The organism is Streptomyces sp. LS-MS-L19 (genome assembly GCF_058382285.1).
Genome location: NZ_JBYCLL010000001.1, coordinates 6,401,240 through 6,422,731 on the forward strand (window position 1 = coordinate 6,401,240; position 21,492 = coordinate 6,422,731).

25 protein-coding genes are annotated in these 21,492 nt (G+C 68.6%); 20 read left to right on the top strand and 5 right to left on the bottom strand.

The window, feature by feature from the left end; all coding sequences use genetic code 11:
• Positions 1–42: 42 nt before the first annotated feature.
• The 13 genes from cpaB (at position 43) to AC2XR2_RS28755 (ending at position 10,442) form a co-directional block, all read left to right on the top strand.
• Positions 43–750: a Flp pilus assembly protein CpaB gene (gene cpaB, locus AC2XR2_RS28695; protein ID WP_381298466.1), complete on the top strand. Its 708-nt coding sequence runs from the start codon at positions 43–45 to the stop codon at positions 748–750.
• A gap of 9 nt (positions 751–759) precedes the next feature.
• Positions 760–2,010: a CpaE/TadZ family protein gene (locus tag AC2XR2_RS28700; protein ID WP_449351713.1), complete on the top strand. Its 1,251-nt coding sequence runs from the start codon at positions 760–762 to the stop codon at positions 2,008–2,010.
• Positions 2,011–2,099: 89 nt separating this feature from the next.
• Positions 2,100–2,423 (top strand): pilus assembly protein, encoded by a 324-nt coding sequence (locus AC2XR2_RS28705; protein ID WP_123765151.1) that lies wholly within the window; start codon positions 2,100–2,102, stop codon positions 2,421–2,423.
• 1 nt (position 2,424) lies between these two features.
• A complete protein-coding gene (locus AC2XR2_RS28710) occupies positions 2,425–2,778 on the top strand; it encodes a TadE/TadG family type IV pilus assembly protein (protein WP_381298470.1) in 354 nt (117 codons plus the stop codon).
• A gap of 13 nt (positions 2,779–2,791) precedes the next feature.
• Positions 2,792–4,129, top strand: a complete 1,338-nt coding sequence (locus AC2XR2_RS28715; RefSeq protein ID WP_330264709.1) for a TadA family conjugal transfer-associated ATPase — start codon at positions 2,792–2,794, stop codon at positions 4,127–4,129.
• Between the two features lie 19 nt (positions 4,130–4,148).
• Entirely contained in the window at positions 4,149–5,093 is a 945-nt protein-coding gene (locus AC2XR2_RS28720; RefSeq protein WP_330264708.1) for a type II secretion system F family protein, read from the top strand.
• A 13-nt stretch (positions 5,094–5,106) separates the two neighbouring features.
• Positions 5,107–5,994, top strand: a complete 888-nt coding sequence (locus AC2XR2_RS28725) for a DUF5936 domain-containing protein (protein WP_381298530.1) — start codon at positions 5,107–5,109, stop codon at positions 5,992–5,994.
• A gap of 21 nt (positions 5,995–6,015) precedes the next feature.
• Entirely contained in the window at positions 6,016–7,476 is a 1,461-nt protein-coding gene (locus tag AC2XR2_RS28730; protein ID WP_491516675.1) for a sensor histidine kinase, read from the top strand.
• Between the two features lie 44 nt (positions 7,477–7,520).
• Entirely contained in the window at positions 7,521–8,318 is a 798-nt protein-coding gene (locus tag AC2XR2_RS28735; RefSeq protein WP_491516676.1) for a response regulator, read from the top strand.
• Positions 8,319–8,430: 112 nt separating this feature from the next.
• Positions 8,431–8,592 carry a Flp family type IVb pilin gene (locus AC2XR2_RS28740; protein WP_491518522.1) on the top strand — a complete coding sequence of 54 codons (162 nt, stop codon included), beginning with the start codon at positions 8,431–8,433 and terminating at the stop codon, positions 8,590–8,592.
• Positions 8,589–9,212, top strand: a complete 624-nt coding sequence (locus tag AC2XR2_RS28745) for a pilus assembly protein TadG-related protein (RefSeq protein WP_491518523.1) — start codon at positions 8,589–8,591, stop codon at positions 9,210–9,212. The genes AC2XR2_RS28740 and AC2XR2_RS28745 overlap by 4 nt, the downstream gene beginning before the upstream one ends.
• Before the next feature lie 19 nt (positions 9,213–9,231).
• Positions 9,232–9,810, top strand: coding sequence for a hypothetical protein (locus AC2XR2_RS28750; RefSeq protein WP_491516677.1), 579 nt, complete (start codon positions 9,232–9,234; stop codon positions 9,808–9,810).
• 8 nt (positions 9,811–9,818) lie between these two features.
• Complete coding sequence (locus tag AC2XR2_RS28755; RefSeq protein WP_491516678.1) at positions 9,819–10,442, top strand: OmpA family protein; 624 nt, start codon at positions 9,819–9,821, stop codon at positions 10,440–10,442.
• Between the two features lie 12 nt (positions 10,443–10,454).
• Here AC2XR2_RS28755 and AC2XR2_RS28760 read toward each other — a convergent pair whose 3' ends face one another.
• A complete protein-coding gene (locus AC2XR2_RS28760) occupies positions 10,455–11,132 on the bottom strand; it encodes a hypothetical protein (RefSeq protein ID WP_449351710.1) in 678 nt (225 codons plus the stop codon).
• Between the two features lie 232 nt (positions 11,133–11,364).
• Here AC2XR2_RS28760 and AC2XR2_RS28765 point away from each other — a divergent pair, with 232 nt between their 5' ends.
• The 4 genes from AC2XR2_RS28765 (at position 11,365) to AC2XR2_RS28780 (ending at position 15,282) form a co-directional block, all read left to right on the top strand.
• Positions 11,365–11,877: a hypothetical protein gene (locus tag AC2XR2_RS28765; protein ID WP_491516679.1), complete on the top strand. Its 513-nt coding sequence runs from the start codon at positions 11,365–11,367 to the stop codon at positions 11,875–11,877.
• A gap of 271 nt (positions 11,878–12,148) precedes the next feature.
• The gene (locus AC2XR2_RS28770; RefSeq protein ID WP_491516680.1) at positions 12,149–12,385 is read left to right on the top strand and encodes a hypothetical protein; all 237 of its coding nucleotides are present in this window, start codon (positions 12,149–12,151) and stop codon (positions 12,383–12,385) included.
• A gap of 67 nt (positions 12,386–12,452) precedes the next feature.
• Positions 12,453–14,723 carry a hypothetical protein gene (locus tag AC2XR2_RS28775; RefSeq protein ID WP_491516681.1) on the top strand — a complete coding sequence of 757 codons (2,271 nt, stop codon included), beginning with the start codon at positions 12,453–12,455 and terminating at the stop codon, positions 14,721–14,723.
• A 46-nt stretch (positions 14,724–14,769) separates the two neighbouring features.
• Positions 14,770–15,282 (top strand): hypothetical protein, encoded by a 513-nt coding sequence (locus tag AC2XR2_RS28780; RefSeq protein ID WP_491516682.1) that lies wholly within the window; start codon positions 14,770–14,772, stop codon positions 15,280–15,282.
• Positions 15,283–15,309: 27 nt separating this feature from the next.
• Here AC2XR2_RS28780 and mycP read toward each other — a convergent pair whose 3' ends face one another.
• From mycP to AC2XR2_RS28800, 4 genes are all read right to left on the bottom strand, one after another.
• Positions 15,310–16,617, bottom strand: a complete 1,308-nt coding sequence (gene mycP / locus AC2XR2_RS28785; RefSeq protein WP_491516683.1) for a type VII secretion-associated serine protease mycosin — start codon at positions 16,615–16,617, stop codon at positions 15,310–15,312.
• A gap of 81 nt (positions 16,618–16,698) precedes the next feature.
• The gene (locus AC2XR2_RS28790) at positions 16,699–18,081 is read right to left on the bottom strand and encodes a hypothetical protein (protein WP_491516684.1); all 1,383 of its coding nucleotides are present in this window, start codon (positions 18,079–18,081) and stop codon (positions 16,699–16,701) included.
• Complete coding sequence (locus tag AC2XR2_RS28795; protein WP_449351704.1) at positions 18,078–18,410, bottom strand: hypothetical protein; 333 nt, start codon at positions 18,408–18,410, stop codon at positions 18,078–18,080. The genes AC2XR2_RS28790 and AC2XR2_RS28795 overlap by 4 nt, the downstream gene beginning before the upstream one ends.
• A gap of 244 nt (positions 18,411–18,654) precedes the next feature.
• Positions 18,655–19,005 (bottom strand): DUF192 domain-containing protein, encoded by a 351-nt coding sequence (locus AC2XR2_RS28800; protein WP_381298488.1) that lies wholly within the window; start codon positions 19,003–19,005, stop codon positions 18,655–18,657.
• Positions 19,006–19,071: 66 nt separating this feature from the next.
• Between AC2XR2_RS28800 and AC2XR2_RS28805 the strand changes: the two genes are divergently transcribed.
• The 3 genes from AC2XR2_RS28805 (at position 19,072) to AC2XR2_RS28815 (ending at position 21,481) form a co-directional block, all read left to right on the top strand.
• Positions 19,072–19,638: a dihydrofolate reductase family protein gene (locus AC2XR2_RS28805; RefSeq protein WP_381298490.1), complete on the top strand. Its 567-nt coding sequence runs from the start codon at positions 19,072–19,074 to the stop codon at positions 19,636–19,638.
• A 57-nt stretch (positions 19,639–19,695) separates the two neighbouring features.
• Complete coding sequence (locus AC2XR2_RS28810; RefSeq protein ID WP_449351702.1) at positions 19,696–20,571, top strand: LLM class flavin-dependent oxidoreductase; 876 nt, start codon at positions 19,696–19,698, stop codon at positions 20,569–20,571.
• A 94-nt stretch (positions 20,572–20,665) separates the two neighbouring features.
• Entirely contained in the window at positions 20,666–21,481 is an 816-nt protein-coding gene (locus AC2XR2_RS28815) for a methyltransferase domain-containing protein (protein WP_491516685.1), read from the top strand.
• Positions 21,482–21,492 lie beyond the last annotated feature (11 nt).

The following is a 21,492-nucleotide window of genomic DNA, read 5'->3' on the forward strand; positions in this document are numbered from 1 at the left end:
CGACTCCGCTCGACCGAGCCCCCCAACGAGGTTGTACGGTTCATGAACTCCCGTCAGCGCCGCGGCGTGATACTCCTGCTCCTGTCGGTCCTGGGCGCCCTCGCGGCCTTCGCCGGCGTGCTGTCCGTCATCAACGACGTGAAGTCCAAGGTCGGTCCCGAGGTCACGGCGTACGAGGTCAAGGACGACATCCAGCCGTACACCAAGCTCACCGCGGCGCAGTTCGTGAAGACCGAGATGCCCGAGCGCTGGCTGTCCGCCAACGCGGTCACCGATCTCGCGGCCCTCAAGGACAAGATCGCGGTGACGACCCTCAAGAAGGGCTCCCTGCTCCAGAGCGACATGATCGTCGCCCAGCCCGCGCTCCAGCCCGGGCAGCAGGAGGTCGCCATCATGATCGACGCGGCGACCGGAGTCGCCGGCAAGATCACCCCGGGCTCCGCGGTCAACGTCTACGCCACCTTCGAGGGCCAGAAGGAGGGCGACCCCGACCAGTCGAAGATCATCGTGACGAACGCCCGGGTCCTGGACGTGGGGGAGATCAAGGCCCTTACGCCCGACGCCGACGACCGTACGCGCGAGCCCACGGACGGCGTCCCGATCACCTTCGCCCTCTCCGCCCTCGACGCCCAGCGCATCACATACGCCGAGTCGTTCGCCAAGCGGGTCCGGCTGGCGCTGGTCGCCCCCGGCGAGACCGGGACCGTGCCCGAGCAGGAGCGCACGTACGAACTCGCGAAGGACAAGTGAGAGGCCGCCATGCCCACGAGGATCCTCCCGGCAGTCGGCGACGCGGACGCGGTCCGCTCCCTCACCACGCTGCTCAGCCAGCTCCCGGACGCCGAACCGGTCGCCCCGGTCACCGACTCCACCCAGCTCATCGACACCCTCGCGCGCCTCGCCTCCGAGTCGATCGACGAGCTGCCCGAGGTCGTCGTGGTGCACGAGCGGATCGGCCCCGTCCCGGCCCTGGAGCTCATCCGTGAGGTCGCCCTGCGCTTCCCGGCCGTCGGCGTCATCCTCGTCACCTCCGACGTCAGCCCCGGCCTCTTCCAGGCCGCCATGGACTACGGCGCCCGCGGCCTCATCGCCCTCCCGCTCGGCTACGAGGAGCTCGCCACCCGGGTGCACGCGGTCGCCCAGTGGTCGGTGGGCGTACGACGGCACCTGGGCGCCGCCACCGACGTGTTCACCGGCGTCGGCGGCACCGTCGTCACGGTCAGCGGCGCCAAGGGCGGCGTCGGTGCCACCACCACCGCCATCCAGCTCGCCCTCGCCGCCCAGGCGTCGGGACGCGCCACCGCCCTGCTCGACATGGACCTCCAGACCGGTGACGTGGCCTCCTACCTGGACGTGCAGTTCCGCCGCTCGGTCGTCGACCTCGCCGCCATCACCGACATCTCCCCCCGCGTCCTCGCCGACGCCGTGTTCGCCCACGACACCGGCCTCGCGCTGCTGCTCGCCCCCGGCGAGGGCGAACGCGGCGAGGAGGTCACCGAGCGGGCCGCCCGCCAGATCGTCTCCGCCCTGCGCTCCCGCTACGAGGTCGTCGTCGTCGACTGCGGGGCCCAGCTCAGCGGAGCGGGCGCGGCCGTCGTGGAGATGGCCGACACGGCCCTGTTGGTCACCACCCCGGACGTGGTCGCCGTGCGCGGCGCCAAGCGGGCCGTGCGGATGTGGGACCGGCTCCAGGTGCGCAAGGCCGAGGAGACCACCGTCGTCGTCAACCGGCACAGCCGCGGTACGGAGATCCAGGCCCCGCTCATCCAGAAGATCACCGGCACGGGCGTCGCGGCGACCGTGATCCCGGCGAACTTCAAGGAACTCCAGGGCGCGGTGGACGCCGGCCGGGTCCATGAACTCGACGCCAAGAGCACGGTCAAGCAGGCCCTGTGGACGCTCGCCGGTGAACTGGGCCTGGTCAAGGGCACGGAGGCGAACTCCCATCGCAACGGCGGCCGGGAGCGCGGCTCGCTGGGCTTCCGGCGGCGCAGGGAGCTGGGGAGGTGAGGGCCCGGCCGCTCCGGAGCTTCCGGCACTTCCGGAGCTTCCGGCACTTCCGGCGCGATGAGGGGCAGGTGACGATCGAGTTCCTCGGGATGACCCCGCTGATCCTGGTCACCCTGGTGCTGCTGTGGCAGTTCGTGCTGCTGGGGTACACCTTCACGCTCGCGGGGAATGCTGCGGACGAGGCGGTACGGGCCGCGACGGCGGCGGCGCCGGGGGAGCGGGAGGCCGCGTGCGAGCAGGCGGGACTGGACAAGCTGCCCGGCGCCTGGAGCGGCCAGGTGAGTTGCAGCACCGGCGGCGGCTATGTCACGGCCGATGTCCACCTGGACGTCCCCGTCCTGTTCCCGGGCGCCCTCGCCTTCCCCTTCCAGGTCGACGGACACGCGGGCGCGGTGGAGGAGGACAAGGACTGAGATGTCGTACCCCCACAGGAGCCTTCGCGACCGCGGCCAAGTGGCCATCGAGTACCTCGGCTTCATCCCGATCCTGATCCTCGTCGCCATGGCCGGCGTCCAGATCGGGCTCATCGCCTACACCGCCCAGCAGGCCGGTACGGCGGCCAGGGCCGGGGCGCGGGCCGCCTCGCTCGACCTGAGCGCGCAGGACGGCTGTGTCAACGCGATCAGCGACTGGCTGTCCGTCTCCTGTGCCGAGGGCGGGGGCGGCGACTCGGTCACCGTCACCGCCACCGTCCAGATCCCGTCGATCGTCCCCGGCTGGGACTTCGACCCCGCCGTCAAGACCGCCACCATGCCGCTCGACCACTGAACGAGGTACCCCCATGAGTCTGCGGTCCCGCATCAACACCCCCGAGGAGAACGGCAGTCGGGGCGAGGACGGCCACCTGGTCGCCTCCTACCGGGCCAAGCTCCTGGAGGAGATCGACCTCGCGGAGATGAGCTCGCTGGCGGCGGCCGAGCGCCGGGCCCGGCTGGAGCGGGTGCTCGGGCACATCATCAGCCGTGAGGGACCGGTCCTGTCGACGGTCGAGCGCTCGCAGCTGATCCGGCGGGTGGTCGACGAGGCGCTCGGCCTCGGCATCCTGGAGCCGCTGCTCGAAGACGCCTCCATCACCGAGATCATGGTCAACGGACCGGACTCGATCTTCGTCGAACGCGGCGGCCGGGTCGAGCAGTTGCCTTTGCGCTTCCCGTCCCACGACCAGTTGATGCAGACCATCGAGCGAATAGTCTCCACGGTCAACCGGCGCGTGGACGAGACCAACCCGATGGTCGACGCCCGCCTCCCGTCCGGCGAGCGCGTCAACGTCATCATCCCGCCGCTGTCCCTGACCGGCGCCATTCTCACGATCCGCCGCTTCCCCCGCTCCTACACGCTCCAGGAACTGGCCGGCTTCGGCTCGCTCGACGAGCACATGCTGTACCTGCTGGCCGGCCTGGTGCAGGCCCGCTTCAACATCATCGTGTCGGGCGCGACGGGCACCGGGAAGACGACCCTCCTCAACGCCCTCTCGGGGCTGATCCCCGAGGGCGACCGGATCATCACCATCGAGGACTCGGCCGAACTCCAGCTCCAGCAACGGCACGTGGTCCGCCTCGAGTCGCGCCCGCCGAACGTGGAGGGCCAGGGCCGGGTCACCATCCGCGACCTGGTCCGCAACTCCCTCCGTATGCGCCCCGACCGGATCGTGGTCGGTGAGGTCCGCGGCGGCGAGTCCCTCGACATGCTCCAGGCGATGTCGACCGGCCACGACGGCTCGCTGGCCACCGTGCACGCCAACAGCGCCGAGGACGCCCTGATGCGGCTGAAGACCCTCGCCTCCATGTCCGAGGTGGAGATCCCCTTCGAGGCGCTGCACGACCAGATCAACAGCGCGGTCGACGTGATCATCCAGCTCACCCGGTTCGCCGACGGCGCCCGTCGCATCACCGAGATCGCGCTGCTCGAGAGCAACGGCAGCGAGCCGTACCGGCTGGTGACGGTGGCCCGCTTCAACGCCCAGCCGATGGCGGCGGACGGCCGGATCTACGGCCGGTTCGAGTACTTCCCGCTGCCCCGCCGTACCGTCGACCGCCTCTACATGGCGAGTCAGCCCACGCCCCAGGCCTTCGGCGTGGCCGAGTCCGCAAGCCAGTTGGCCATCCGAGAAGCCCGGTAGGACAGGTAGGAACCACCCCATGGACCTCGCGACCCTAGTCGATCTCACCACCGGTGCAGCCCTGCTGACCTGCGTGGTCGCCGTCGTCGGCGTCCACGTCTACGCCAAGGGCCGGGCCCAGCGGGCGGCCCTCGTCGACCGGCTGACGGCCGCGGGGCAGGTGTCGTACACCGGCCGCCGGCGGCACTTCCGCGACCTGGACCGCAGACTGCGCCGCACCCGGCTCGGCCGGCAGCTCGAACTGCGGCTCGCGGCCACGGGGTTGGACGTGACCCCGGGAGAGTTCTTCGCCGCGATGATCGGGCTGGTCGGGGGGCTGTGGCTGATCGGCCAGGCGACCCTGGCGCCCTTCTTCGGCCCGCTCGCCGGACTGGTGGGCATATGGGCGGCGGTGCAGTTCCTCAACTGGCAGCGCCAGAAACGCATCGAGAAGTTCATCAACCAACTCCCCGAACTGGCCCGCATCCTGGCCAACGCCACCCACGCCGGCCTCGCCCTGCGCACCGCGATCGGCATGGCGGCGGAGGAACTGGAGGCCCCGGCCGGGGAGGAACTGGGCAAGGTGGCCAACGAGTTGGCGCTCGGCGTGTCCATGGAGGACGCGCTGGACGAGATGGCGAAGCGGCTGCCGTCCCGGGAGCTGGTGGTCCTGGTGACGACCCTGGTGCTGTCGAACCGGGCCGGCGGCCAGGTCGTCAGCGCCCTGCGCAACCTCACCGAGACGCTGGAGGAGCGCAAGGAGACCCGGCGCGAGGTCCGTACCCAGCTCTCCCAGGTGAACATGACGTCGTACGCCGTCCCGGTCCTCGGCATCGGCTCACTCTTCCTGATGAACGGCGTCAAGGACGGCGCGCTGGACCGCATGACGGGCTCACCACTGGGCCAGGCCGCGGTGATCATCGCGTTCGCCCTGTACGCGGTGGGCTTCATCCTCATCCGCCGCCTGTCCCGCATCGACGTCTGAGGGGGCGGCCGTGATCGCACTCGGACTGGCCCTGCTGATGGCCGTGAGCGTGTGGGGCGTCTTCACCGGCCTCCGCATGTACCGCGCGGAGGCGAAACTGCCGAGCGACCTGGTGCTGGCACTGGAGGTCGGCTCCACCCGCACCGGCGCGGTCGACTCCCTGATCGACCGCATGGGCATGCGCTACGCCCCCGCGGTCCTGCGCCTGATGGGCCCCAAGCAGGTCGCGAAGTACCGCCGCAAGATCGACCTGGCGGGCAACCCCGGCGGCCTGACCATCAACCGCTACGCGGCCCGCAGGGCGGTCTACGGCTTCCTCGGCGCCCTGGGCTTCCTGGTGTTCCTGCTGCGGGGGCAGGTGCTCGTGGCGTTGTTGCTCCTGGCCTTCGGGGCGTTCTGGACGGAGGTCGGCATCTGGTCGGCGATCCGGGTCCGCAAGGACGTCATCGAGCGCACGCTCCCCGACTTCCTGGACGTCCTCGCGGTGGTGGTGAGCGCGGGCCTCGGCTTCCGCCAGGCCCTCGACCGGGTGGCCTCGAAGTACGAGGGTCCCTGGGCCGACGAACTCCGCATCACACTCCGCCAGATGGACCTCGGCATGAGCCGCCGCCAGGCCTTCGCGGAACTGCGCCGCCGCAACGACTCCGAACAGGTCGCGATGTTCGTGACGGCACTCCAGCAGGGCGAGGAACTGGGCGCGCCCATCGTGGACACCCTGGTCTCCCTGGCCAAGGACATGCGCCGCACGGACGCCCAGAACGCCCGCCGCAAGGCCGCCCGCGCGGTCCCCAAGGCCACGATGATGATCACCACGTTCATGGTCCCGGCGACGATGCTGCTGCTGGCGGCGGGCCTGCTGCTGGGCTCGGGGACGGACTTCGGGTCGATCACGGGGGAGTAGAGGAAAAGAGGGGGTGGGGAGATGACGATGACGGACGCACGAAGGCCGAACCGGGCCCGAGCCCTGCGGCGCGGCCGCGCGGCCGCCGATGGCGCTGAGCCCCCACAGGGGCCACCCGCACCCGACGACGAAAGCAGCACGGGTGGTGCGGGTGGAAACACAAACCACGCGCACCCCCACGCACCCGCATCCGAACCCGCACCCTCCGCACCCGAATCCGCACCCTCCGCATCCGAACCCGCACCCTCCGCATCCGAACCCGCACTCGCCATCCAGGTCAACGCCCTCCAGGCCATGTGCCGCCAGGTCTTCGGCTTCCGCCTGGCGATGATCGCCCTCGCCGCCCCCGCCGCTCTCCTCAACGCCAACCCCGGCCTCGGCACCCGCCTGGTCGGCGCAGCGGTCGTCGTCACCTTCATGGTCTCGTACGCCCTCTTCAGGGACTGGGAACGCTTCGGCCCCCTCCTCCTGCGCCACCCCACCCTCCTCGCCGCCGACACCCTCTTCGGCAGCCTCCTGCTGATCTCCGCCGGCCCGGACACCACGCTCGCGTACGTCAGCGTCTGCACCCCCCTCCTGGCCGGCATCGCCTACAGCTGGCGGGGCGCCGCGGTCTTCGCGTCCCTCCAGTCCCTGATCCTCCTCCTCGCCCAGACCGCCCTCCCGCACTCGGACACCACCCCCGCGGACACCCTCCTCCTCCCCGGCTTCTGCGTGATCACCGGCGCGGTCGGCTCCACCCTCCGCAACCTCCTGCTCCGCTTCGGGACGGCCACCCAGGCCCTCACCGCGATCCGGGCCCGCCTGGCGGTGACGGAGGCGATCAGCGAGGAACGGGCCCGCCTGGCCAGGGAGATGCACGACTCGGTGGCGAAGACCCTGCACGGCGTGGCGCTGGCGGCGGAGGGCCTGGCGACGTCGGCCGCCGCCACCACTCCCGACCCGGCCCTGCTCAAGCAACAGGCCGAACTGGTGGCCCGCGCGGCCCGCAGAGCGGCGACGGAGTCCCGCGAACTCCTCACGGACCTGCGCAGCGAGCAGCCCGAGAGCACCGACGTACTGGAGGAACTGGCGGTACGTACGGCGGAGTTCGCCACCCGCACCACGCTCCCCACCACCTACCGTCCCCCCACCCGCCCCCACCCCGCACCCGCGATCCCGCAGCCGGTGGCCCGCCAGCTCCTCTCCATCACCGAGGAGGCGATGGAGAACGCCCACCGTCACGCGGAGGCCACCCGCATCGACGTGAGCGCGGAGCTCGAGGACGGCCGGCTCAGGATCAGCGTCCGTGACGACGGCCGCGGCCTGCCCGCCGACACCACCCTCGACGACCTCCGCAGGACCGGCCACTTCGGCCTGGTCGGCATGGTGGAACGGGCCGCGTCCGCGGGCGCCCACCTCCACCTGGGCGAAGGCCCCCACGCACAGGGCACGGAAGTACTCCTGGAACTCCCGTTGCCGCCCCCGGGACCGGCCCGATGACCCCCCACCCGAACGCGAGAGCAAGCACGAGAGGAGGCCGCGCCATGCAGAACGACCCCCAGCACGCCGTCACCCCGTTCGCACTGTTCCCGACGGCCCCGCCCACCCCCGCCGTCCGGATCGTCGTCGCCGACGACAACCCCGTGGTCCGCGCGGGCCTCACCGCGCTCCTCTCGGGCCGCGAGGACATCACGGTGGTGGCGGAGGCGGCGGACGGCAGGGAGGCGTACGAGGCCGCGAGCCGCCACCGCCCGGACGTGATCCTGCTGGACGTCCGGATGCCGGGCGTGGACGGCATCTCGGCACTGCCGTACCTCGTCCCGATCGCCCCGGTGCTGATGCTGACGTACAGCGGAGAACCGGAGACGGTCCGCGAGGCACTGCGCGGCGGAGCCGACGGCTACCTGGTCCACGGCGAGTTCACGACGGACCAGCTCGTGACGGCCGTACGGGACACCGTGCGGGGCCGCACACATCTCACCCCGACGGCGGCGAGTGCGCTGATGCAGCAGCTGCGCGATGCGAATGCACACGTAAAGAACCACTCAACCCATGAACTATCACCTACATCTGGCAAAGCGCTTTCGCAACTGCAACCATCTGTGGGACAGTCGTCCTCGGACCGGTCGCGTTACCAACTCAGCGCGAGGGAGGCGGAGATCATGAACCTCATCGCATCCGGCATGACCAACCAGCAGATCGCCGCCGCCTGCTTCATCAGCGAGAAGACCGTCAAGAACCACATCAACCGCATCTTCGCCAAACTCCACAGCACCAGCCGCGCGGAGGCAGCGGCGAAGTGGCTGGGCACGGCGCCGAGTTCGGGCCGAGGGGTGGGATGACCCGTGCCGAAGCCAGGTTGGGCCCGGATTTGGGCCCAGGGGCCCTGCGCCGACCAGGATCAGCAGGTCTACGTTCCGGTTGTCGATGGCGGCGACACCGAAGGGTCACACGATGAACAACCGGTTCAAGCGCGACGAGGGTCAGACCGCGGTGGAGTACCTCGGCATCATCGCGGTGGTGGTGGCGATCGTGCTGGCGATCACGGGGACGGACATCGGCCAGGCCATCTACGACGCGATCGTGGACAAGATCGACGAAGTCATCGGCGCCTGAACCAGGTTCGGCGGCACGGCGACGCAGGGCAGGCTTTCCCCATCTACATCACGGTGGTGGCGGGCCTGCTCTTTCTCGCGTTCGCCTTTCTGGCGGTCGGGCAGGCCGGAGCCAATCGGAACGGCGCCCAGACGGCGGCCGACGCCGCGGCACTGGCGGCGGCTCTGGACACCAGGGACCAACTCACCGACGAGTGGGTGCGAAACGTCCGGGACCCGACCAAGTGGCAGGACATCTTCGACGGCCTCGGGGTGCCGTTCGACGGCTGCGCCCGGGCTGACCAACTGGCCGCACAGAACGACGCTACGGTCGCCTGCACGCCGCTGCAGGGAACGCCGCCGGGCTACGAGGTCGAAGCCACCACCAACAAGACGGTCGGTGACTCCATCGTCCCCGGCACCGAGAACAAGAGGTCCAAGGCGCCGGCCACGGCGGTCATCGAGTCGGCTTGCGAGTTCGTGCTCCCAGGGGAGGCGGCCGACGCGGAGGCGGCCGACGCGGACCTGCTGCCGACGCTCACATGTGACGACGGCAAGTGGACCCTGGACCCGGAGGACCTCACCGACCTCCCCGGGCCCGAGGATCTCTTCGACGTCCATCTGGCCGATTCGAACAACTAGTGGTGAAGGAACAGCAGTGATGAGCATTCGGTTCACGGCGAAGGCCCGCAGGGGGATGGTCGCGCTGACGATCGCGGCCGGTCTGGCCGTCGGCGTGGCCGGCTGTGGAGGCGGGGGCGGCGACGACAAGAAGCCGGAGGCGTCCGCGTCCGCATCCAAGGGCGGCGGTTCCGGAGCGAGCACGCAAGAGGGCACGGACGAGCCGATCGCAGAACTCAAGGGAGAGGACGGACTGACCCTTCAGATCGACTCCGTGCAGCGGGACTCCGGAGGGTTCCTCACGGTGAGCGGAGAGATGAAGAACGACGGCGCCAAGGCGGCCCGGGTCTCGGTGCGGACAGCGGGAGACGAGACCGAGATCATCCGGCACGGCTCGTCGCTGGGTGGGGCGACCCTCGTCGACTCCAAGTCCAAGAAGCGTTACTACGTCCTGCGCGACACGGACGGCCGCCCCCTGACGACCACGGGCATGCCGAGGATCGACGCGGGCGCCTCCATCCCGGTGTTCATGCAGTTCCCGGCACCCCCGACGAGCACCACCGACGTCGACTTCCAGCTCCCCACCTTCGCCTCGGCCACCATCCAGATCTCCGGATGAGGCACCCCATGACGACGACCACCCCCCGCCTGGCCCTCACCCTCACCACGGCCGCCCTCCTCACCGTCACGCTCGTCCCCACCGCACACGCCGACGACAGCCCCAGCGTCCCCCCGGGCACCGAACCCTCCGCCACCGCCCCCGTCGAGGTCGACCCCAACGACCCCGACCTCAAGCTCCCCGAAGGCGCCACCCTGGCGGAGCCGAAGGTGCTGGACATCAAGCAGGTCGTCGAGGACCAGAGCGGGGACGAACGCCGCGAGGACACCAACGCGGACGTGAAGTTCGCCCTCCAGGCGGAGGTCCTGTTCGGCAAGGACAGCGCGAAGTTGAACGGCGAGGCGAGAGCCCGCATCTCCGCGATCGCCGCGGAGATCAAGAACCAGAGCGCCACCCAGATCCGCGTCTTCGGCTTCACCGACAACCTGGGCAGCTACGCCCACGGCCTCACCCTCTCCCGCCAACGCGCCAACGCCGTACAGGACGTCCTAGACCAGGAACTGAAGGACTCAGGCATCACCTACGAGGTCCGCGGCTACTCCGAGGACTACCCGATCGCCTCCAACACCACAGAGACGGGCCGCAAGAAGAACCGCCGGGTGGAGGTGTCGTTCCCGCGAGGGGAAAGCTGAAGTGGAGGCAGTTCACGTCGCTGAGGTAGGGATATCCGGTGTGTTTGCGCAGCCCACCTTGCTGGACATCCAGCGGGCGACCGAAAGGACAACTTTGTTGACTTCAGCCTGCGCATCCACCGCATCGGAAATGTCTGTGGAGAGATCGACTTCCAGCGTGTAAGTTTCACCCGCCTTTCCTTCGCTGGTGATTCGACACGGGAAGTAAACGTCGACGCGCCCGCTCCCTCCCCTCTGGATGATCGTGTCAGGGGAGACTCTGAGGTACTTCTTCGATCCCTTGTCGACTTCCGCCGAGGCCTGCGTGAAAGACACCAGGGACCAAGACGACCCGATACCCAGCGTCTTCTTACCGTCCCGGTCGCCGACGGAACAGAACCACCGCTCTGTGTTGCTCTTCCAGGGGTCTCCGTCGGCCCCCCACTCCAGCGCCCTGCTCCGCAGCTCCTGGGGAGTGTAGGAAGCAGATCCCAACGTGGAGGACACCGTTGAACTCCCGGTCAGCTTTGCAAGGGCTGCTCTGGCTGAGGAGTCCACGGCACCATCGCAAAGCTTCTCTGCCTTCGCGGGATCCTCGTTGCCTGAGCCTCTGGAACAGCCGGTCGTCATGAGCGTCAGCACCACAGCGATCAAGAGGCTCCACGCTTTGAGAGGCGACGGGGAGAACGTCGAAACCGCTTTGTATCCCATGTGGATCTCAACTCTTCGCGTACTGAGCGCCTTGCAACGAATCCGGATGGCCGACGTCCGTACCGCCTGAGAGTACCGCAAGAAGATCAAGCGGGTTCGCTGCATCGTCCCGCCACCCGTCGGCTGCGGCGCTGCGCGGCCGCGGGCAAGAGATCGACCCCTCCTCTCTGGCGTGCTCCAGGCCAACTGGCGCGTTTTGCAACGGCGATCACGTGCTCATACGGTGACTCCCATGGGACTCCTCGACAAACTGACCGGCACTCGACGCCCGGCTGACGGTGTCGTGCCGGCCCGAGCCGAGGACGTGCTGACAGCCCTCCTCGGCCTCAGTCGCCCGGACGTTCCCTACGTCGTCCGCGACGGCACCCCTGAAGACGCCGAACTGGTGGCGGAGTGGCGGCTGTCGGAGCCCGTCTGGCAACCCTTCTTCGTCGCGTCGCAACTGTCCCGCGCTGTGAGGATCAGCATGCGCCTCGACCGCGAGGACCATGAAGTGCGGGCCCTCGAGGAAGGCTGGACGGTCGAACGCGTAGGGAATCCGCCGAGGATTCAGATCTCCAGCGAGTACACGCGTGGCCCGAGCCGGACCGTCTCCAGCTACCGGAAGATCCAGCAGGGGGGTGACGGGCGGCTTGAAGCCAAGGAGTATTTCCACTTCGACAGCTCGGAACTACGCGACCCCCTGCGGGACACCGTCCTTGCACTCGGCTGGACCTGGCGGGGAGTCGTCTTCGGCAAGCTGTGAGACGGACCTGGGCGCACGGAGGGGGAGCCGGGCGACCAACCCGACCGGGAACGGGCCATGTCTCGGTTGCATCGCAGTGATACTTTGCTTACGCACCGCAGCTGAACTCGCTTAACACACCGAAGACTTCCGCCGCCCAGGGAGCGGAAGCGGACACGGGGGACAGGACATGTCAGGCGCCACGGACATCGACGATCCTGCAGCCCTGAATCGGGCGGGCACCGGAGCACGTGAGACGGCGGGGCAGACGCGTACGGCCGGAGCTCACCCGGTGGACGAGACGCGGTCAGCGGCACGCGACTTCAGCGGCGGCAACTGGAACGGCGGCCTGGGCGGGGCGCTCAGCGGCTTGACGCAGACCTGGTCCAGTCAGGTCTCCGCGCTCGCCGCAAAGTGCGACAGCCTCGCCGGCCAGTGCGGAGGATCGGGCCTGCTGTACCAGAACACCGAGGCGGCCAACACGCAGACGATGCGCTCGATGTCGGCCGGATCCTCGCCCTTCGGGTGAGCCGGCCCCGCCGACCGCGGTCGCAGCACGATTAGCGACACCACACCACGGGGGACTCACCACCGTCATGCCGACATACGAGCAGCTGTATCACCTCAATCTGAGCAACCTCGGCGCCGCCGCCGACCGTTGGGAGGAGACGGTCACCAAGTTCAAGAGCCTGCACACCGCTTTCGGCGACGAGGTCGCCAAGCCCTTCAAGCAGGCCGGCTGGAGGCAGCCCGCGCTGACCGCCGCCAAGGCGGACAACGACGTACGCGCCGCCCAGCAGGAGTTCGCTGATGCGCAGAAGGAAGCGGAAGGCATTGCCGGTGTGCTCACGACGCTGCACGCCGAGCTGAAGAAGGCCAAGGACGACCTCCACCACCTCGCGGAGGTAGAGGCCAAGAAGCAGGACCTGCACGTCAGTGCCGCCGGTGTGGTCACCCCGCGGAACGACGCCAATCAGCAGACCTGGGCTCATCACGACCCCGATGGCCAGGCCCTCATCCGCGAGCAGCAACAGGCCTGCGACGCCTTCGCCCGCCGTATCGAAGCCGTCCTCCAACGGGCCGCCGACGCGGACGAGACCGCATGCTGGGCTCTGCGCCGCGACCTCGGCGCCTACACCGACAACTTCAACTCCCAGGTCGTCACCTCCCTGGACGCCGCCGACGCCACCCACGCGGCCGAACTGATGAAGAAGGGCGACAAACTCACCGACGCGGAGCTGACCGAGCTCAACCACCTGATGAAGGCCAACGCCAGTGACCCGGTGTTCGCCACCAGCTTCTACAAGCAGCTGGGCCAGGAAGGCAGCCTCCAGCTGTACGGCCAGCTCGCGCTGCAGACCGCCGACGCCGACGACGAACGCAAGGCACTGCTCCAGCAGATGCAGCGCAACATGGGAAACACACTCGCCACCGCTACCAACCCGGGCAACAACCCGCACCTGGACGAGCAGTGGACTGCGCAATTCCGCAAGCTCGGCACTCAGCACATCCCGCTCTACCCGGACAGCATGCGCGAGGGCCCTTACGGCTACCAGCTCCTCGGTGGCATCCTCCGCTACGGCGACTACGACTCCTCCTTCCTCACCCCGATCGCCGAGCACGTCACCCAACTCCACTCCAAGGACCCGTACTTCTTCGCGAACACCAAGTACGACATCGGCGACCCCCAGTACGGCTTCAACCCGTCCGGCAAGAACGGCGCGGGCTTCGATCCGATGAACAGCGTGCTGGAGGCGTTGGGCCACAGTCCGGAGGCCGCCACGGACTACTTCACCCCGCCGATGGAGAAATACGCCGAGGACGGCACCCACGCGGGTGAACTGGCCGCGATTGACGGAGCAAGCGGCTACCTGGACTACTTGGTCAACAAGGACTACGAGTCCTTCCCGGACATCACCGGACATGATCCAGCTGCCGTTGAGAAGTCGATGAACGACTTCCCTGACTCCCTCGGCCACGCCCTGGAGGCGGCCACGACCGGCCGCCCCGCCGGGTCGGACCCTGACACCGGTCCACTCGGCCACACTCAGGAGCAGGCAGCCCTCGCAAGTCAGGTGATCAGCAAGTTCAGTGGTCCTGAAGCCGGAGAGCTCCTCAACAGTGATGAAGGGAAGGCTCCTTACGGGGCCCTCAGCGACAGCCTCGGCAACATCGGCGCCGATTACATGGGTGACGTTCAACGCTCGATCAGCGGCCAGAGTGGTCTGCCCGTCCAAGGCGCGAGTGCTGATCTGGATCCGGAAGCGACCAAGGAGTTCCTCTACCAGGTCAGCCAGGACCCTGACGCCTACGCGGCGCTCACTGGTTCCCAGCAGGCCTACACCTCGGCGGTCATCGACGCGGAGATCAAGGGGCCGGACGACAGTGATGTCTCCCTCACACAGCGCGTTTCCTCCGCCGCGCACCCGGGGGCCGAAGTCGCGGGCATCATGAGCGCGGCCCGTGCCCATGCCGTTCACGACTCCCACGCACACGATGATGCCGATTACAACGAAGGTGTCGACACCGCGAACAAGTGGGTCGGTCGTGGCCTGGGCCTCGCCACGGGTGCCATCAAGGTGCCCGTCGTCGGCGATGTCGCAGGCTGGGCGATCGAGGACATCCAGGAGAGCGTTGCCAACAGCCTGTACAGGGACACCACCAACGAGGCTCAGAGCGAGGCAGGGCGCGACTACACCAACGGGGAGTCGGCGGTGCGTGAAGCAGTCCGGGCCGACATCGCGCGTTCCGCCTCAAGCGGCTCCTACAGCTCGAACACGATCTCGGACCTGCAGGACGCCGTGGGCCGAGAGGTCGACCAGAGCCACACCACCGGTGCTGAATGGGGGGACCAATACCATGGGTGACCATTTCCGCAGCCCTCGTATGGGCTGTGCAGTGCTGTCACTTGCCGTGCTCCTGCTCGCGGCCTGCTCCGGTGAGAAGGAACCGGAAGTCGAATACGCTGTGCCGGACGCTCTGTGTGGAGTGCCTACCGGGAAAGAGGCCGTCGAGCCCTTCTTTCCGCCCGGAAGCAAGCTCACAAAGACTGGCGCCGCCCTGGACGACGGCAAGTACGCTTCAGGGTGCGACTATGCGGTCGACAATGCCAAGACCCTCATGGTCAGTGACTTCTTCCATGAGGACATCCCAACGGCTCGGCAGATCGCTCAGAAAAGGGCTGCCGATTACGGCAATGGGGACACCAAGGTCGTCGTCTCCGACAACGTCGCTGTGTACTCCCGCGGCGCTGTGGCAGTCGAACCGTGTCCCGGGTACCCGTCCGATACGGATGGTCTGCCTCGCAAGAGCTTCTCTGTGGAGGTCGTGGCGTACTACCCGAAGGACCTGGCCAAGCAGGAGAAGACGCTCACACGCTTGGTGACCAAGCTGGTCCCGGCTGTGGCCAAGGCCAACGGCTGCTGATCGAGGCGGCGTGGTGCGTCTCTGTGTTCACTGCTGGGACGGCCACTGGTTCTGCGCAGTGGTCGGCTGCTGCTGGTAAGGGTTCTGCGGGGGTGCGACCGGGTGCTGGTAAGGGTTCTGATGGGGCGTGGTCTGGAAGCCGGATGATGGGTAGCCGCCGCCCGGGCCGCCGCTGTCGTGCCGGTTCCGTCTGGTCCGCTTGACGATCACCATGACGATCAGGCCGATCACCACCAGCCCCACGATGCCGATGCCGCCCCAGATGAGCATCGCCTTCTGGTCGGCCTTCGCCTGCTCGTCATCGGACGAGGCTGAGGAGACGTCGGCAGACCTGTCTTTGAGGGACTCGGGGACAGTGAGGGGGCCGTACTTCGAGCCTGCCGGGATATTGTCCCTCAGTGCGGCGAGTGGCTGGATGATGCCATAGCCGTAGTGCTTGTCCGGGAGTGTCAGGCTCTTCTCCGAGTCGGGGAGGGCGGCCGTCTTGACCAGGCGGTTGGCGATCTGGCCGGCGGTCAGGTCGGGGAATTTGGAACGGATGAGGGCGGCGGCCGCGGAGGTATAGGCCGCTGCGTCAGATGTGCCCGATGCCGCATGATATCCGTCACCGGCACCATTCGCGGAGACGATGTTGGTGCCGGGTGCTGTCAGGGAAACGAATTCTCCCGGGTTCGATCCTTCCCAGATCAATCCGTCATTTTTTACCGCTCCAACGCCCAGAGCCCCCGGCGAAGCCGCTGGGTAGCATTTTCCACCCTTGTCATCTTCATTTCCAGATGCGCCGATGACTAGTACATCGTGCTGCAAAGCGTAAGCCACGGCGTCCGAAACTGCCTGCGTTTCTTGAGGGTCGCTGGAGTCGAAGCACATGGAAACATTGATCACGGAAGCGCCATGGTCAACCGCGTATCGGATGGGCTCTGGGAGCCCTGGGCCGTCAGTGCTGAATTCCCGGATAGGCAAAATCTTCGCCCCTGGTGCGAGTCCCATCACGCCATCGCTTGCACCGTGACCATGTCCCGCAATGATGGACGCCATGGCTGTGCCGTGATTGTCCCCTGGGTTCGGGGTCGCGCTGCCGCCGTCCATGAAGTCTTTGCCTGTGAGCACGTTGCCTTCGAGGTCGACATGGTCGGCGTTTACTCCGTTGTCGATGACGGCGACCGTTACACCGTTTCCCCTGGAGAGCTTCCATACGGATTCAGCATTGAGCGCCTTGAGCGCCCACTGATCGTCTCTTACTTGATCGGCGGCAGCCTGCGGCGCGAAAGCGATGAGCAGCGCGCTGGCCAACGCACCGCAGCTCACCGTGCGAAGTGCCCGGGTGAAGTCCATCCGTATGTCCTCTCCAGGGTCGGGTGAAATCGCCAGGGCAAGCTTCCCCGCGCCATTCCGGCAATGCGATCTGCCGTGGCCCTAGCCCTCGATGACGCGGGGTGCCACATTACGTTGCGGGACCCAAGTCTCCTCGTCTTCGATCAGGTAGTCGGGCCGCTCACGCTCGCGAGTCCCCCCATCCCTGGGGCGACCGGTGCGTGCGCCGGGGGCGCCCACCACTCCGCCCTTTTGGACGCCATTGGCTTCTCGCCCTGCGGCGCCACGACTACTGTGCAGACCCGACCCACCGGCCGTGCCCCGGCCTGTGCCGGTTCCAGAGCGAGGTGTTCCACCGGAAATGCCACCCGACTGGGGAACCGCACTTCCGGGTCGTCCCGCGCCGCTCTCGGCGGCACCTGTCCGGCCGACCATGCCGCTGGCCCCGGCGCGTCCTGCCATGCCGACTCCCTTTGGACGGCCCGTCATCGCTTCCGGGGCGGCACCGGCTCCAAGAGCGCTGCCCCCGAGGCCCGCTCCGCTGCCGATACCGACGCCACCACCGGCGGAGCCGGATCCAGCTGGGGTTCCTCCACCTACCGTCGGTGCTCCGGAGATGCCGTCGATCGCCGTGCCCACGTTCGATGTCGGCGCGGTCGCCTTATGTCCTCCGCCGGTAATGCCGGAAGGCGGAGTCACGGACTTGGGTGAGCCGAGCCTGCTTGCATTGACCGATCGAGCCGTACTCGACGACGTGCTTTGCGGGCTACGCGATGAGCCGGCGATGGGAACGGCCACGGGCGTGGGAGTGATGCCACCGGGATCTCCCGGATAGTCCTGGACGTCTTCCCGTGCCGGAATCTTGTTCCACGACCCCATGGCCTTCGCCTGCGAGTTGTAAGCCGCCCCCAGCGTCTCCATCCTCGCCGCCATCTTCAACTGCGCCTCCCGCCCCGCCGACAGATCGTCGTGGTTGCGGTCCAGGGCCTCGCTCGCGCCGAGACCGGCGGCGATGTCCTTGTCGGTTGCTTCCCTGCTACGGGTGAAGCCGTCGCCCGCGGAGTTGAGGAGACTGGAGAACCGGCCCGGTTTCTCCATCGCCAGGACCTCGTCCTTGATGGGGCCCAGCGCGGAGCCGGCGTTCGTCATCGCGATCGACGTGTGGCTCGCGTACTTCGCCGTGTTGCCGATGCTCGTGCTGACCCGTTTGGCCTTCGCGGCGAATCCGTCGGCGGCCGCGCCCGTCCAGTGCTCCTGGATGCGGGCCACCTCCCTATCGAATTCAGCCTGGATCGCCGTCAGTTGGGTTGCCAGGCCTTTCCAGCCCGCCGCGACGTCCGTCACCAGGTCCGGCCTGGCATTACCGAGCATGGCCTTCATCTCGTCCATGTTCTTGGCGCCGGCGAAGTTCGTCGTGTGCCTCTCGTTGAAGCACCTGTTCATCTCGGTGTAGTCGTAGTCGATCCGGCCGTCGCCGTCAGTCATGCCCCCGTGCCCCGTCCCGCGTTCGGGAAGCTCGCCTTCGCCTCGTAGTCGGAGTCCTGGTACGCCCCGTGCGTGTACTTCGTCTTCCGGCCGAACTCGTCCATGACGGTGTTCAGATACCGCACGGCGTCCTCGATGTACGTCTTGATCTCCGTGTGCGCGTGGGCGAGCCTGTCCGCCTCGTCGAAGCCGGTGCCGAGGGCGCCCGGTGGCAGGTGGGTGTTGGTCGCGGTGGCCGTGCTAGCCCTGCCGAGACCGCTCAGCACCTGGTTCAGCGCGGTGACCGTCTTCTCCAGCTCGTCGAGGTCGACCCTCACCTCTTCGGCCATGCACAACTCCCCGTTGCTCCCCGTCACTTCACCTGTGATCCATGTGAAGCGGCATGAGATCCAACTCTAGTCACGACCGCACACACAGCGAACGCGGAGCGGTGATCAACAGGTCGCGGCGCGATCGAGTCGCCGTGCGTGTAAGCGCAGTTCAGGGCATCTCCACCCGGCGTGCTCCGATCCGCCGCCACGTTCACCCATTTGCGTAAGCCTCCGCACACACCCCCGACCTCGACACCCGCCCCTACCCCACGACAACCTCCACCCGAACCCCCACCCCCACCCCCCACCCCTCCATCCCCCCGACCCCCGCCTCCAGCACATGCCGCGACCGCAGCCGTGGTAGACCCAGCCGCCCCGGCTGCATCGTGTGTACGGCGATCACGCGGAGGTGTCGGTCGAGGTAGGCGACGTCGATGGGGAACCGCATCCGGAAGGTGTGCACGCTGCTCGCGGGGGAGAGCAGCAGTGCCCCCTCCACGGAGTCCCGGCCGAGCAGGCCCTTCGTGCGGGCCCGGTAGGACGTGGCGATCTCCAGCGGGACCCGGACCTCGCCGACGACCAGTTCTCCGTGCCCGTCCCGCCAGCGTCCCATGTCGCAGCCACCTCTCTCGGTACCGTGAGAGGCCATCCTCCATCCGAGCCCCGGGGCAGGTGACCGATGCGGAAGATCGTCCTGATGATGTCCGTCTCCCTCGACGGGTATTTCGAGGGGCCCGACCACGACATCAGCTGGCACCTGGTCGACGAGGAACTCCACCAGCACATGAACGACGTCACCCGGCGGATGGGCGGTGATCTGTGCGGGCGGGTCACCTTCGAGCTCATGGACGGCTACTGGCCCACAGCTGACGCCGCCCCCGACGTCACCCCGGTGGAGGCGGAGTTCGCCCAGCTCTGGCGGGAGTTGCCGAAGTACGTGTTCTCGCGGACCCTCGAACGCGTCGACGACCCGAACGCCACGATCGTCCGGGAGGTCGTACCCGAGGAGATCAGGAAGCTGAAGGAGCAGCCGGGCGGCGACCTGGTCGTCGGCGGTGCCGAACTCGCCGGCGAGTTCCTGCGGCACGGTCTCGTCGACGAGTTGCGTATCTACGTCCATCCCGTGCTCGTCGGCCGGGGCCGGCCCCTCTTCTCGTCCGCCGACACCCTGACCTCGCTCAACCTGGTGGAGACCCACACCTTCGGCAACGGGGTCGTGCTGCTCCGGTACGCGCTCGATGCCTGAAGCAGCGCGGTCTTAAAGGAGTTGTCGGGTGCCCCTCGCACGGGTAGGAAGGTCCGCATGACCGGACTCGGCGCTGTCTTCCGTCCCCAGCTCCCTCCCGAGCGGCTGCGAGCCCTCGCCCGGCTCGCCGACGAGACCGGGCTCGAAGAGCTCTGGCTGTGGGAGGACTGCTTCCTGGAGGGCGGGATCTCCGCCGCAGCGGCCGCCCTCGCGTGGACCGAGCGGGTCCGTGTCGGGGTCGGACTGCTTCCCGTCCCGCTGCGGAACGTCGCCATCACCGCGATGGAGGCGGCCACCCTGCACCGGATGTTCCCAGGGCGGCCGATTCTCGCCGTCGGACACGGCGTACAGGACTGGATGGGCCAGGTCGGCGCGCGGGCCGAGTCGCCGCTCACCCTGCTCCGGGAGCATCTCGACGCGCTGCGGGCCCTGTTGCGCGCGGAGCGTGTCACCACGCGGGGCCGGTACGTGTCCCTGGACGGCGTCGCCCTCGACTGGCCGCCCGCCGGCCCCGTCGACGTACTCACCGGGGCCACCGGACCACGCACCCTGCGCCTCGCCGGGCAGTCCGCCGACGGCACCGTCCTCACGGCCGGCACCCCGCCCGAGGGCGTCCGCCGGGCCCGCCGGCTCATCGACGAGGGGCGCGAGGAAGCGGGGCGCACCGGGGAGCCGCACCGGGTCGTCGTCTACCTCCTCACCGCCACCGGGCCCGACGCGGCCGCCCGGCTGCACGCCGAACTCGCCGCCGAGGGCCACGCCGACGTGCCCGACCTGGGCGTCGCCGGGGACGCGGACGCCGTCGCCAAGGCCGTCCAGCGGCTCGCCGACGCCGGCGCCGACACGGTCGTCCTCCAGCCGACGGCCGACGAGCCCGACCCCGAGGCCTTCGTACGCTTCACCGCACAGGAAGTCCGCCCCCTGGTGCCCTGACCTCACAGCACAACGCCCTGACCTCCGGCCCCTGACTCGGCCTGCGACGAAAACAGGCAGCGCCCACACCCCCCGCCCTGTCACGATCAACCCCATGACCACCCCACCTACCTCCACCTCCAGCCCCACCCCCACCTTCGAAGCCCTCGTAGCCGAAGGCGCCGCCGTCCCCACCGCGGGGTGGGACTTCTCGTGGTTCGAGGGGCGGGCCACCGAGGCGCGGCCGTCGTGGGGGTACGCCCGCTCGCTGGCCGGGCGGCTGGCCACGGCGACCGCCTCGCTCGACCTCCAGACCGGCGGCGGCGAGGTCCTGGTCTTCGCCCTCGACCAGGGAGAGGGAACCGAGGCACCCCGGCTGGCCGCGGCCACCGAGGGCTGGCCGCCCAACGCGGCCAAGGCCACCGCCCTGCTGCGCCCGCGCGGCATCGTGGTCGTCGCCACCCCGGAGGACGCGCCGCTGCCCTTCGCCGACGCCACCTTCGACCTGGTCAGCAGCCGGCACCCGGTCGACCCGCAGTGGGCGGAGATCGCCCGGGTGCTCCAGCCCGGCGGCACCTACTTCGCCCAGCACGTGGGCCCGCGCAGCGTCTTCGAGCTCGTCGAGCACTTCCTCGGGCCGCAGCCGCCGGAGCAGAGCTCCGACCGCCACCCCGACCGCGAGCGCGCGGCCGCCGAGGCGGCGGGGCTGGAAATCGTGGACCTGCGGGCCGAGCGGCTGCGGGTCGAGTTCCACGACATCGCCGCCGTCGTCCACTTCCTGCGCAAGGTGGTGTGGATGGTCCCGGGCTTCACCGTGGAGCAGTACGAGCCTCAACTCCGGTCCCTGCACGAGCGAATGGTGTCCGAGGGGCCCTTCGTCGCCCACAGCAGCCGACACCTCGTCGAGGCCCGCAAGCCACACCTCGGATAACCGCAAGCCGT